Annotated in this window: 15 protein-coding genes; 10 read left to right on the plus strand and 5 right to left on the minus strand. The window is 71.0% G+C overall.

Annotation, left to right across the window (positions count from 1 at the left end; all coding sequences use genetic code 11):
* The first annotated feature begins 129 nt into the window (after positions 1 to 129).
* Positions 130 to 984, plus strand: a complete 855-nt coding sequence (locus tag OHT51_RS39720; protein ID WP_328883757.1) for a GNAT family N-acetyltransferase — start codon at positions 130 to 132, stop codon at positions 982 to 984.
* A gap of 360 nt (positions 985 to 1,344) precedes the next feature.
* On the opposite strand, the gene OHT51_RS39725 is transcribed toward OHT51_RS39720, so the two are convergent.
* Entirely contained in the window at positions 1,345 to 1,830 is a 486-nt protein-coding gene (locus OHT51_RS39725; RefSeq protein WP_328883758.1) for a nucleoside deaminase, read from the minus strand.
* A gap of 145 nt (positions 1,831 to 1,975) precedes the next feature.
* On the opposite strand from OHT51_RS39725, the gene OHT51_RS39730 reads away from it, so the two are divergent.
* Entirely contained in the window at positions 1,976 to 2,752 is a 777-nt protein-coding gene (locus OHT51_RS39730; protein ID WP_328883759.1) for a GNAT family N-acetyltransferase, read from the plus strand.
* Between the two features lie 95 nt (positions 2,753 to 2,847).
* On the opposite strand, the gene OHT51_RS39735 is transcribed toward OHT51_RS39730, so the two are convergent.
* The 3 genes from OHT51_RS39735 to OHT51_RS39745 all read right to left on the minus strand — a co-directional run bounded on the left by OHT51_RS39735 (position 2,848) and on the right by OHT51_RS39745 (position 4,401).
* Positions 2,848 to 3,111 carry a GlsB/YeaQ/YmgE family stress response membrane protein gene (locus OHT51_RS39735; protein ID WP_328883760.1) on the minus strand — a complete coding sequence of 88 codons (264 nt, stop codon included), beginning with the start codon at positions 3,109 to 3,111 and terminating at the stop codon, positions 2,848 to 2,850.
* A 69-nt stretch (positions 3,112 to 3,180) separates the two neighbouring features.
* Positions 3,181 to 3,744 (minus strand): hypothetical protein, encoded by a 564-nt coding sequence (locus OHT51_RS39740; RefSeq protein ID WP_328883761.1) that lies wholly within the window; start codon positions 3,742 to 3,744, stop codon positions 3,181 to 3,183.
* A 57-nt stretch (positions 3,745 to 3,801) separates the two neighbouring features.
* Positions 3,802 to 4,401 (minus strand): hypothetical protein, encoded by a 600-nt coding sequence (locus OHT51_RS39745; protein WP_328883762.1) that lies wholly within the window; start codon positions 4,399 to 4,401, stop codon positions 3,802 to 3,804.
* 199 nt (positions 4,402 to 4,600) lie between these two features.
* Between OHT51_RS39745 and OHT51_RS39750 the strand changes: the two genes are divergently transcribed.
* Positions 4,601 to 5,368: an ArsR/SmtB family transcription factor gene (locus tag OHT51_RS39750; RefSeq protein WP_328884584.1), complete on the plus strand. Its 768-nt coding sequence runs from the start codon at positions 4,601 to 4,603 to the stop codon at positions 5,366 to 5,368.
* A gap of 80 nt (positions 5,369 to 5,448) precedes the next feature.
* Here the strand turns inward: OHT51_RS39750 and OHT51_RS39755 are convergent, their stop codons facing one another.
* Positions 5,449 to 5,889, minus strand: coding sequence for an SPW repeat protein (locus OHT51_RS39755; protein ID WP_328883763.1), 441 nt, complete (start codon positions 5,887 to 5,889; stop codon positions 5,449 to 5,451).
* 245 nt (positions 5,890 to 6,134) lie between these two features.
* On the opposite strand from OHT51_RS39755, the gene OHT51_RS39760 reads away from it, so the two are divergent.
* From OHT51_RS39760 to OHT51_RS39790, 7 genes are all read left to right on the plus strand, one after another.
* Complete coding sequence (locus OHT51_RS39760) at positions 6,135 to 6,488, plus strand: YciI family protein (protein ID WP_328883764.1); 354 nt, start codon at positions 6,135 to 6,137, stop codon at positions 6,486 to 6,488.
* Entirely contained in the window at positions 6,488 to 7,681 is a 1,194-nt protein-coding gene (locus tag OHT51_RS39765; protein WP_328883765.1) for an RNA polymerase sigma factor, read from the plus strand. The genes OHT51_RS39760 and OHT51_RS39765 overlap by 1 nt, the downstream gene beginning before the upstream one ends.
* Positions 7,682 to 7,818: 137 nt before the next feature.
* Entirely contained in the window at positions 7,819 to 8,589 is a 771-nt protein-coding gene (locus OHT51_RS39770) for a GntR family transcriptional regulator (RefSeq protein ID WP_328883766.1), read from the plus strand.
* A 59-nt stretch (positions 8,590 to 8,648) separates the two neighbouring features.
* Complete coding sequence (locus OHT51_RS39775; RefSeq protein ID WP_328883767.1) at positions 8,649 to 8,876, plus strand: 4Fe-4S dicluster domain-containing protein; 228 nt, start codon at positions 8,649 to 8,651, stop codon at positions 8,874 to 8,876.
* Positions 8,877 to 8,890: 14 nt separating this feature from the next.
* Positions 8,891 to 10,246 (plus strand): ABC transporter substrate-binding protein, encoded by a 1,356-nt coding sequence (locus tag OHT51_RS39780; RefSeq protein WP_328883768.1) that lies wholly within the window; start codon positions 8,891 to 8,893, stop codon positions 10,244 to 10,246.
* Positions 10,243 to 11,103: an ABC transporter permease gene (locus OHT51_RS39785; protein ID WP_328883769.1), complete on the plus strand. Its 861-nt coding sequence runs from the start codon at positions 10,243 to 10,245 to the stop codon at positions 11,101 to 11,103. Before OHT51_RS39780 ends, OHT51_RS39785 begins: the two co-directional genes overlap by 4 nt.
* The gene (locus OHT51_RS39790; RefSeq protein ID WP_328883770.1) at positions 11,100 to 11,951 is read left to right on the plus strand and encodes an ABC transporter ATP-binding protein; all 852 of its coding nucleotides are present in this window, start codon (positions 11,100 to 11,102) and stop codon (positions 11,949 to 11,951) included. The genes OHT51_RS39785 and OHT51_RS39790 overlap by 4 nt, the downstream gene beginning before the upstream one ends.
* Positions 11,952 to 12,209 lie beyond the last annotated feature (258 nt).

The following is a 12,209-nucleotide window of genomic DNA, read 5'->3' on the forward strand; positions in this document are numbered from 1 at the left end:
GACGTCCCCCTGTGCGAGGCAACGGCTTGATCATGCCGTGACGTGCTCCCCGAAGATCCGCGAGGATGCTGTGGGCGCGGGCGATCACCCCGCCCGCATCCCCGAACCCGCACGGAACGGAGCACACCCATGACGTCCCCGGCCCCCCAGGACCTCGTGATCACGCAGGCCGGCCTCGCCGACTGGCCGGTCGTCCGCGGATGGGCCGTCGACGAGGGCTGGAACCCGGGGCACGCGGACAGCGAGGCGTTCTTCGCGCAGGACCCCGAGGGCTTCTTCATCGGCCGGATCGACGGCGAGCCCGTCTCGGCGATCTCCGTCGTGAATTACGGAGCCGACTACAGCTTCCTGGGCTGGTACCTGGTCCGCCCCGACGTCCGCGGCCAGGGCTACGGCCTCACCACCTGGAAGACCGCGCTGGCGCACGCGGAGAACCGCACGGTGGGCCTGGACGGCGTCGTCGACCAGCAGGACAACTACCGCCGCTCCGGCTTCGAGCTCGCCCACCGCACCTTCCGCTTCAGCGGAACGGCTCCCGCCGTCGAGGCCCCAGCCGACGTCCGCGCCGTACGGCCCGAGGACCTGGCGGAGATCACCGCGTACGACAGGGCCTGCACCCCGGCCGACCGCCCCCGCTTCCTCGCGCACTGGCTCACCGGCCCGGGACATCATGCCGTCGTCCGCCGCACCGGTGGCCGCGTCACCGGCTACGGCGTGATCCGTCCCGGGCGCGACTGCCCGCGCATCGGCCCGCTCTTCGCCGACACCCCCGAGGACGCGCGGGCCCTTTTCGCCGCCCTGACCGCCGACGCGGCCGGCCGCGAGGTCGCCGTCGACGTGCCCGAGACCAACGCGGCGGGCGTCGCGCTCGCCGAGGAGGCAGGCTTCACGCCCTCCTTCGAGACCGCCCGCATGTACACCGGCCCGGTACGGCCCTATGCCCAGGAGCGCGTCTTCGGCGTCACCACGCTGGAGCTCGGCTAGCGAGTGCGGGGCGCCGGCCGCACCGTCCCCGAAGCCCCCGTGGTCCGGCGGCATCGGGTCAGTGTCGAGACGGGTGATCGCCGCCTCGCGCCGGGGGCGTCGAGACTCCGAGACGACGTCTGGGTATCTGCCGGTCAGCGCGGTGGCGACGCCGTCCGGACGGATGACGGCCCACGCGGGCGCGAGGGCGGCCGGGTGGCTCATCGAAGATCGTGGGGACCGCGGTCGGCGTGACGTGGGCGGTCATCGGCGCCGAGCCGGCAGCATGCGAGCACTGCCCTCCGTCGAGGAGACCTCATCTCGGACGGGCGCGGACCGTTCGGCCCCTCGGGCGGTCCGCGCTCAGCCCGGTCGCCGGGCTCAGCCCCGAGGCCCGTGGAAGCGGACGTGCAGTGCGCGGATGTCCTCCGTCAGCTCGGGCACCGGGCCCTCGACGGCCACGCCCGGCGCCACCTCGCGGATCGGAAGAGGTCGGACCGGCGAGGCGGGCACGCCCAACTCGGCCAGCCATCCGGTCAGTTGCCCGGACGAGGCGACGTACACGATGCGTCCCAGGCCGACCCAGGCGTGCGCGGCCGCGCACATCGGGCAGTGCTCGCCCGACGTGTAGACCGTCGCGGCCGCCCGGTCCTCGGGCGTCATGTGGGCGGCGGACCAGCGTGCCAGCTCGAACTCGGGGTGCCGGGTGCGGTCGCCCGAGGCCACTCGGTTGCGGTCCTCGGCGAGCACTGTGCCGTCCGCCCCCACCAGCACCGAGCCGAACGGCTCGTCCCCGGCCTCGAGAGCCTCGGTCGCGAGCGCGACGCAGCGGCGCAGATACGGCAGTTCGGCGTTCTTCACGGCCATGGTGTGCGGGCCCTCCTGGCGGCGCGGCTTACCTGCGTTCCCTACCCACCCCCCAGCTTCGCCGACGCAGGGCCGGACGGCGGGGAGGGACGGGCACGGTAACAAAGGTGTTGCCCCGGCAACTGCCCGGTGATGGGGTCAACCCATGGATCATGCCGCGGTACTCGCCCTCTTCGACCGGGACATGCGTGAAGGCGCACGGCCGGACGGCCCCGACGCACTGGTCGAGCGGGTGGGCGGGGTCGTGCGCCAGGTGTCGTCCGCACACGGCTGGAACGGCATCGTGTGGTCCGACCTGGGCGACGCGAGCGTCGACGAGGAGATCGCAGGACAGATCGCGCACTTCTCCGGGCTCGGGCGGGAGTTCGAGTGGAAGCTCTACGGCCATGACCTCCCGGCGAACCTCGGACAACGCCTCCGGGTCGCCGGCTTCACCTCCCGGCCCGAGGAGACGTTGATGATCGGCGAGGTCGCCGACCTGACCCTGGACGCCGAGCCGCCGGAAGGCATCCGGGTCCTGCCCGTGACCGACCGGGCGGGCGTCGACCTGGTGGCCGAGGTGCACGAGAAGGCCTTCGGCGCCGACGGCTCCGGGCTCCGGCACCAACTGCTCGGCCGGCTCACGGCCGCCCCCGACACGGTGGTCGCCGTCGTCGCGCTGGCCGGTGACACTCCGGTGAGCGCCGCGCGGATGGAACTCGTGCCGGGGACCCGGTTCGCCGGGCTGTGGGGCGGGGGGACCGTCGAGGGCTGGCGAGGTCGCGGTCTCTATCGCGCACTCGTCGCCCATCGCGCCCGCGCCGCCGCGGACCGCGGCTACCGGTACCTCCAGGTCGACGCCATGAGCACGAGCCGTCCCATCTTGGAACGGCTGGGCTTCGAGCCGCTGACCACCACGACGCCGTACGTGTACACGCCGTAGCGGCGCGGCTCGCCGCGACGGCCTCGCCGAGCTTGCGGGCCGTCGCGGGAGTCAGTTGAACGTCACGCCGCCCCTGCGTGTCCTCGGGTACGGCGTCAGCGGCGCGCCTTCGTCCTGTCCAGCGCCGCTACGCCGAGCGCGGCGAGGCCGATCTGGATGAGCCACTCGACCCAGTCGACGCCGTCGGTGTCGCCCACGTCGAGGCCGGCCGCGATGGCCGAACCGATCAGCGCGGCCACGATGCCGACGAGGATCGTCCACAGGACTCCGATGCGCTGACGACCCGGAACCACGAGCCGTCCGAGCACACCGATGATGATGCCGATCACGATGGCACTGATGATGCCCGAGATCTCCATTTCGCCCCTCTTCCTCCTGTCCCCGCACAGGTTGAGTTCCCCCTGAGGGGAGGGACAGTCCGTTCCGGTTCAACCGGTGGCCGACGCCCCTCCCACCCCCAAGTCGGCCCAGCCGGTGACGGTCACCACCTCCGCGGCGATGTCGATCACCGAGCGGTCGTCCGTCACCACGCGCACGACGCCCTCGGGCGCCCGCTCCTCGAGCAGCCGTGCCTTGCGCGCGCTGTTCCTCGTCTCGTGCTCCAACTCGGAGCCCAGCTCCCGCCCGGCCAGCCGCTGTTCGGCGGTCTCGTCGGTGGCGGTGAGCAGGACCCGTACGAGCCGTACGCCGTCACCCATGGCCCGCCGGAACATGGGCGCGGCCTCGTCGAGCACGCTCACGGTGTTCGTGTAGACGAGACGCCGGTGTCCGAGGGCGGCGTAGTTCCCCCACACGGCAGCCAGGTTCCGCGCCGTGATGCCGGCACGGTGCGGGTCGCCCGGCGGCGTCGGATGGAGAGCCCCCATGAAGTCACCGTCGATCACCGCGTGCGCGACCTGCGCCTCCCGCAGCCGAGCCGACACCTCCCAGCCGACAGTCGTCTTGCCGACTCCGGCCCTTCCGCCGATGAGCAGTACTTCCGCATGGTCCATGCGGGCAGGGTGCCCGGGTGCCGGGACGCTTGGCGAGGCGTTTTTTGCTCGTCCAGGTCAGTGGTCGTCCAGCCAGGACCTCAACTCGCCGTCCGGCTGCAGGGACACGTGCAGGCCGTTGTTCTCGCCGTGCGCGGCGTGGCCGTCGGCGACGACGGTGTCGAGGTGGGTGGGGCCCGAGTAGAGGTCGGCCTCGTAGTGGTCGTCCGTCAGCTTGTAGAGCTTCGCCTTCGTACTGCCGTCCGCCAGCGTCGGCGTGGCGACCAGGACGCGCTTGGTGACCGGCTTGGGCTTCGGCTTGGCCTGCTGGACCCAGGACGTGACCTTGCCGTTCGGGTGGAGGGTGATGTGCAGCCCGTTGTTCTGGGCGTAGGCGGGCCTGCCCTGGGTGTAGAGGGCGCCGTACCGGGAGCCCTTGGCCCAGAGCTCCGCCTCGTAACGGTTCTTGCCTGTCTTGTAGACCTTTGCTCGGCTGACCTTGTCCGCGAGCTTCACCGTCTTCACGTACACGCGCTTGGCTGTGGGTTGTTGGGTGATGGTCCCGGCGGTCGGGGTGGAGGGTGCGTCGACGGCGAGGGCGCCCGCGGCCGAGACCCCCAGCGCGGCGGTGACGCCGGTGGCGATGAGGGCGGTGCGCAGGGTGCGGGGAGCACGCATCAGTGAATCGTCCTTCGGTGGGGTTCGTTCGTACCGACGCCTTCGAAGCTACGGATCCTTCGTCAAGGGATCCCATATGTCCTGTAACAGGCATTCGGCGTCTATCGGTCGAAACAGGCAAGGTGTCTCACCTGCCTCCATTGACACGCAGGTAATTACCTGCATAACGTTGAGTGTGCGATCAGAGAATGACCCCGAGATGGACCAGGTCTTCAAGGCGCTGAGCGACGGAACCCGCAGGCGGCTCCTGGACCGGCTGCACGAGGAGAACGGGCAGACGCTGGGCGAGCTGTGCGCGCGGATCGACATGGCGCGCCAGTCCGTGACCCAGCACCTGGCCGTCCTGGAGGCCGCGAACCTGGTCAGCACGGTGCGGCGGGGGCGGGAAAAGCTGCACTACCTCAATCCGGTCCCGCTCCACGAGATCCAGGAGCGGTGGATCGACAAGTTCGAGAGCCCGCGCCTGCGCGTGCTCGGGGCCGTGAAACGACGAGCCGAGGAAGCCATGACCGACAAGCCCACGTATGTGTACGTCACCTACATCGAGAGCACCGCCGAAAAGGTCTGGGACGCCCTCACCGACGCCGACCTGACGGCCGCCTACTGGGGCCACAGCAACGTCTCGGACTGGCGGGCCGGTTCCCGTTGGGAACACGTCCGCACGGACGGGTCGGGCGTCGCCGACGTGGTGGGCACCGTGGTGGAGAGCGAGCGACCCAGCCGCCTTGTCACCACGTGGGTGGCGCCCGACGAGGAGGGGCAGGACGGCAAGTACTCCCGGGTCACCTTCGACATCCAGCAGCATGCCGAGATCGTCCGTCTCACCGTGACCCACGAGGACCTGCCGGACGAGAGCGCGCGTGCCGACGTGTCGTCCGGCTGGCCGGCGGTGCTGTCCAACCTCAAGTCGCTCCTGGAGACCGGTCATGTCCTGCCCCAGGAACCGTGGTTGATGCCGACCGGCTGAGCGGCGTTGCCCAGAGGCGGGCGCGCGTAGGCCGGTCCGCGGGAGCGGACCGGCCTACTTGTCTTGCTCGCGGTGTGCCGCTACGGCCTCGAGGTGCTCTTCGCCGCTGTGCCGGCGCACACCAATCCCAGGATCACGGCCAGCGCGCCGATGATGATGTTGTTCACGATGACACCCGCGTCCGGGCTCTCCCCGACGACCCACGGCGCGATGATCATCCAGACACCCATCGCGCAGAAGGCCCAGCTGAGGCCGTACATGCGTTCAGGGGCCCGGGTGAATCCGAGGGCCAGCAGGCCGATCGCGATACCCATGATCAGGTTGTGGGTCACGAGTGCCGGCTGGCTCGTCGTGTAGTGGAGTATCCAGGGGGATGCCGCGCAGTACAGACCGAGCAGGAACACCGGTCCGTCCACGAGCGCCACATCGCGACCGCCGAGCATGCGGTCGTAGCGGTCCCGCATTTCGGGTACATCGGGGTGGGCTGTTATGTCACCTCTGGTGGGCGAGACGTTGGCCATGACTCGTCTCCTTTGAATCGCAGGCCTGACCGCGTCTGGTGCGGTGTGCGGTAAGCGCCGCCTCATACCATTCTGCGCTTATTTTTTCTTTATGTGTAGGCTCGGCGGGTTCATGACGATGTAAGCGGAGTGGCTCTCCGGAAACTTCTGGCCGGTGTCGGTGTGCGGGGCGTCGATCCGGGCGGGTGCCGTTCGTGTAGGAGGTGAGAGACCGGCAGCCCATCATGTCGTCCGAGGAGACCGTCATGAAGTACTACCTGCTCAATGTGATGCAGCCCGTCGGAGAACCGCCCGCCCCGGACGCCCTCGGCGAGATCGAGAAGAACCTCGACACGCTCAACCGCGAGCTGCGCGAGGCCGGCGCCTGGGTGTTCGCCGGGGGACTGCACGGCCCGGAGTCGGCCACCGTGCTGCGGCCCCGCGACGGCGACGTCCTCGTCACCGACGGACCGTACGCCGAGGGCAAGGAGATGCTGGGCGGCATCAGCCTCATCAAGGCCCCCGATCTGGACGCGGCCCTGGATTGGGGCCGCAGGCTGGCGCTGGCGACCACACTGCCGATCGAGGTGCGGCCGTTCATGGGCGAAGCCGAGAACTGATGACGGCCACGGACGTCGAAGCCGTCTTCCGCGCGGAGTACGGCCGCGCGGTCGCCGTACTCGTCCGCTTCCTCGGCGACATCGACCTCGCCGAGGAAGCGGTCCAGGACGCCTTCGCCACCGCCCTGCGGCGCTGGCCGGAGACCGGCGTGCCGCCGAGCCCCGCCGGCTGGATCATCACCACCGCCCGCAACCGCGCCGTCGACCGGCTGCGCCGCGAGGCCACCAGGACCGAACGTCACGCCCAGGCCGCCCTGTTGCACACCGCCGACGCACCTCCCGAGGAGGGCCCCGTGCGCGACGACCGGCTCCGGCTCATCTTCACCTGCTGCCACCCCGCCCTCGCCGTCCAGGCGCAAGTCGCCCTCACCCTGCGTCTGCTGGGCGGGCTCAGCACCGCGCAGATCGCGCGCGCCTTCCTGGTGCCGGAGCCGACGATGGCCCAGCGGCTGGTGCGGGCCAAGGCGAAGATCCGCAACGCCGGCATCCCGTACCGCGTGCCCCGCGACGCCGACCTGCCGGACCGGCTCGCGGGGGTGCTGGCCGTCGTCTACCTGGTCTTCAACCAGGGGTACGAGGGGGAGGCGGGCCTGTGTGCGGAAGCCGTACGCCTCGGTCGTCTGCTGGCCGAACTCATGCCGGACGAGCCCGAGGTGACGGGGCTGCTCGCGCTGATGCTCCTCGTCGAGTCCCGCCGGCCCGCCCGGCAGGACGACGCCGGGGAGCTCGTACCGCTGCCGGAACAGGACCGTGGCCGCTGGGACCGTGAACTGACCGCCGAGGGACAGTCGCTGGTCCGCCGGTGTCTGCGCCTGGGCAGGCCGGGGCCGTACCAGATCCAGGCCGCGATCCAGGCGGTGCACAGCGACGCGCCGACCTCGCAGGCCACGGACTGGTACCAGATCCGGCAGCTCTACGACCACCTGCTGGCCGTCGCTCCCAGCCCCGTCGTGGCGCTGAACCGGGCCGTCGCCGTGGCCGAGGTCGACGGCCCGGCTCCGGCCCTCGACCTCGTGGACGCGCTGGATCTCGACGGCTACCACGTCCTGCACGCCGTCCGCGCGGACCTGCTGCGCCGCCTGGGCCGCCCCACGGAGGCCGTGCGAGAGTACGACTGGGCCCTCGCACTGGCGGAGAACCCCGCCGAGCGCGCGTACCTCGAACGCCGCCGTCGAGAACTGGTCCGCAGATGACGGCCGAGCCGGGCCCGTAGTGGCGAAACCATGCCGGCATCTCAGGAAGCCGCAGGTCAGCGCCCTGGTGAGAGGTGCTCAGGTGGCGCAATGATTCGGTAACACCACTGAGCGGCAACCGTCGGTATGGTCACCGCATGCCAGCAGAACGAACCCGCGAGCACACCGCGCCGCTCGCCGCAGCCCGCCGCCGGCGGCTGCGTGCCGACCGGGCGCGGCAGCTCGCGGATCTGCTGCGGCACCTGGTGCTGACCGGGGGATTCCCCAGCGGCGTGCTGCCGCACGAGGACGTGCTCGCCACCGACTACCAGGTGTCACGGAACACCGTCCGGCACGCACTGGACCTGCTGCGCGCCGAGCAGCTCGTCGAGCGGCTGCCCGGCGTGGGCACCGTCGTCGTCGCCGAGAAGTACTCGCACGGCCTCGACCGGCTGATGGGACTCGCGGAGACCCTGCGGGAACACGGCCAGGTCAGCAACGAGGTACGCACCATGGGTCCGGTCGCAGCGCCCGCCCCCGTGGCCGAGCGACTGCGGCTGCCCACCGGCACCGACGTCCTCTACATCGAGCGGCTGCGCAGGCTGAACGGGCTGCCGCTCTCCCTCGACCTCACCTATCTGCCGCTGGACATCGGCAGTGAGCTGATCGGCGCCGACCTGGAGAACACCGACGTCTTCCGGTTGCTGGAGCAGATCACCGGGCAGCCGCTCGGGCACGCGGAGATCACCCTGGAGGCCGTCAACGCCGACGCGCACTCCGCCACCGTCCTGGAAGCACCGCGCGGCACCGCCGTGCTGATGCTGGAGCGCCTCACCCACCTGTGCGACGGAAGGCCCGTGGACCTGGAGTTCATCCGGTTCCGCGGGGACCGGATCGCGATGAGCGGCCTGCTGCGCCGCTCCCTCTGACGACGCGCCATCCGCCAAACGTTTCTTCCACCCCTCGCAGTACCTCACTGGAGACAGCCATGCCCTTGGTGCCCCAGCGGGCCGACGTGCCCGTGACCGTCGACGAGTCGAAGTGCATCGACGGCTGCACGCTCTGTGTCGACATGTGTCCGCTTGACTCCCTGGCGATCAACCCCGACAGCGGCAAGGCGTACATGCACGTCGACGAGTGCTGGTACTGCGGCCCTTGCGCCACCCGCTGCCCCACCGGGGCCGTCACGGTCAACATGCCCTACCTGCTGCGGTGAAAGGCCTTCTCCCGATGAAACGCACGACTCCCGCAGCACTGCTCGCGGCAGCTCTCGTCAGCACGCTCGTCACGGGCTGCGGCGGCGATGCGGCAGCCGGCGACGACAAGCACGTCACCGTCACCGTCGGCTACCAGTCCAAGACCATCAACACCGTCACCGCCGGCACCCTGCTGCGCTCGCTCGGATACTTCGAACGCGAACTCGCCGCCCGGGGCAAACGGGACGGCGTCTCCTACAAGGTCAAGTGGCAGGACTACGCCACGGGCGCGCCCATCACGGCGCAGATGACCGCGGGGAAGATCGACATCGGGTCCATGGGTGACTTCCCGCTGCTGATCAACGCCGCCCGCGGCAAACAGCTCAACCGTCCCACGCGGCTCGTCTCGGTCACCGGCTACAACCTGCGCGGCGCCCTCAACACCGTGGTCACGGCGCCCGACTCGAAGCTCGCCTCGCTGGCGGACCTGCGGGGCAAGAACGTGTCCACCAGCATCGGTTCGGCGGCCGACGGGACCCTCGTACGGGCGCTGCAGCGCGCCGGGCTCGACCCGGAGAAGGACATCCGCAAGCTCAACCAGCAGCCGTCGGTGGGCGCTTCGGCACTCCAGGCCGGCAGCACCGACGCCCTCTCGCAGTTCGTGGCCTGGCCCGGGCTGCTCGCCTTCCAGGGCAAGGCGAAGGCGCTGTACGACGGTGCGGAACTGAACCTGCCCACCTTCCACGGGGTGACGGTCCGTGAGGACTTCGCCGAGCAGCGTCCCAAGGTGCTCGACGCCTTCCTCGCCGCGCAGATCGAGGCGACGCGGTACCTGAACGAACACCCCGTCCAGGCCGCCGAGAAGGTTGCCGAGGCCACCGATCTGCCCCCGGAGGTCGTCTACCTCTACAACGGCAGCGGCGGCATCGCCACCTTCGACCCGAGCGTCAAGCCGCAGCTCGTCTCCGCGCTGAAGAAGGACGTGTCGGTGCTGCGCTCGGCGAAACTCGTCGGCGACGTGGACGTGGACGCCTTCGTCGACGACGGCCCGATCAAGCGCGTGTACGGCAAGGAGTACGCCGAGCGGCTCGCCGCCACCCCCGAGCCCTCGCGCAGCGAGGTGTGGCTCAAGGGCGAGGACAGCACCCGTCCCTTCGACTCGCCCGCCGCACTGCTGAAGTTCGTCGCCGGGCACAAGGACGACGTGCGCGCCGCCTATGTACCGGACGCCACCACCGGCACCCGCTGGTACGCGGACAAGGCGGTCTGGGTCCAGGACGGCAAGGAGCCGCGGCCGTTCGTCACCGCCTCCGCCGCCCGCGCGTACACCCAGGCACACCCGGGCGCCCGCACCGTCTCCTACGCCACCGCACTGGAGCAGGCGTCATGACCGCGGTGACCGCCCCGCCGAGGAAATCGGGGAAAGCGAGTAGGGCGTCCGCGCGGCCGGTCCCCGCTCGGCGCACGGCCCGCCTCCGACCGGTCGTACGCGTGCTGTCCCTGCTGGCGGCGCTCGCGGTGTGGCAGCTGCTCACCACGCTGGACGTCCAACTGTGGCTGCGCTTCGACCAGTTCCCGTCCGTCACCGACGTGGCCCGGGAGTTCGGGCAGCGACTCGCCGACGGCGCGTACTGGCAGGACGTGAGCGACAGCCTGCGCAGGATCGTCACCGGGTTCCTGCTCGCGGCTGTCCTCGGCGTCGCCGCGGGTGTGGCAGTCGGCCGCTCCCGCTGGGCCGCCGACCTGATCGGACCGGTCCTGGAGGTGCTGCGGCCCGTCCCGGCGATCGCGCTGGTACCCGTGGCGATCCTGCTCTTCCCCAGCAATGAACAGGGCATCGTCTTCATCACCTTCACCGCCGCCTTCTTCCCGGTCCTGGTCGCCACCCGGCACGCGGTGCGCGCACTGGCCCCGGTGTGGGAGGAGGCGGTGCTCACCATGGGCGGCGGACGGTGGCGGGTGCTCGCCTCCGTGGTGCTGCCCGGCGCGCTGCCGGGGATCTTCGGCGGACTGTCGGTCGGGATCGGCGTCTCGTGGATCTGCGTGATCTCCGCGGAGATGATCTCCGGCGAGTACGGAATCGGCTACCGCACCTGGCAGGACTACACCGTCCTCGACTACCCGGGCGTGTTCACCGGCATCGTCAGCATCGGCATGCTCGGCTGGCTGACCTCCACCGTGGTGGAGCTCCTGGGACGCCGCCTCACGTACTGGCTGCCGCGACGCGAAGGGAGTGCCACCTCATGAGTACGCAATCGGACACCGCTGCCACCGACACCGACACCGCAGCCGCCGACACCGCCATCCATACGCCCTCCGCGGCTTCGACGGCCTCGCGGGCCGGGCTCCCCGCCGCCGGCGCACGGCTCAGCCTCACCGGGGCGGACCTCGGGCGACCCGGTGCCGTCGTACTGCACGGCGTGGACCTCGAAGCCACCCCCAGCGAGATTCTGACGCTCGTCGGCCCGTCCGGCTGCGGGAAGTCGACCCTGCTGCGGACGCTGGCCGGGCTGTTGCCCGCGCTCGCCGGACAGGTCGCCCAGGACGGGCGGCCCGTCACGGGCCCCGGCGCTGACCGGGCGCTCGTCTTCCAGGAGGACGCGCTGCTGCCGTGGCGTACGGCCCGCGCCAACGTCGAACTGCCGCTGGCCATCAGAGGGCTGGGCCGCGCCGAGCGCAGGACCAGGGCGGAGGAGTGGCTGGACCGGGTCGGCCTGCCCGACCTGAAGCGGCAGTTGCCGCACCGGCTGTCCGGAGGGCAGCGCCAGCGGGTGCAGCTCGCCCGCGCGCTCGCCGGGCAGCCGCGGGCCGTGCTCATGGACGAGCCCTTCGGCGCACTGGACGCCCAGACCCGGGCGGGCATGCAGCAGTTGCTGGTGGAGGTGCTGCGCGGGACCGGCGCCACCGTCGTCTTCGTCACCCACGACGTGGACGAGGCACTGTTCCTCGGCGACCGGGTCGCCCTGCTCGGCGCGGGCGGCCTCACCGGTGTCCGGACGGTACCCCGACCCCGCGACCGGGGCGCCCGCGACGACCCCGCGACGGTGGCACTGCGCCACGACATCCTGGAGTCCCTCGGCTCACGCGGGTCCTGAGCGGGCGCCGATGTGCAGGTGCACGTCCTGAGTCTCCTCGGTTGCGGCCTGTCCCGAGCGCCTTCGGCTCCCGCATGTTCCGAGCAACCTTCGGCCCGGCACGTCCTGAGCGCCCTCAGCCCCCGAACGTCTTGAGTGACCCTCGGCCCCGCACCTCCGGAGCAACCTCGCCCCCCGCGTTCGAGCAGGCCCGGCCCCACGTCCCGAGCACCCGGCTCCCGCGCGTCCCCCGGCTGCGCCCCGTACGTCCTGAAAGGC

This window comes from Streptomyces sp. NBC_00299 (genome assembly GCF_036173045.1).
In the GTDB taxonomy this organism is placed as follows: domain Bacteria; phylum Actinomycetota; class Actinomycetes; order Streptomycetales; family Streptomycetaceae; genus Streptomyces; species Streptomyces machairae.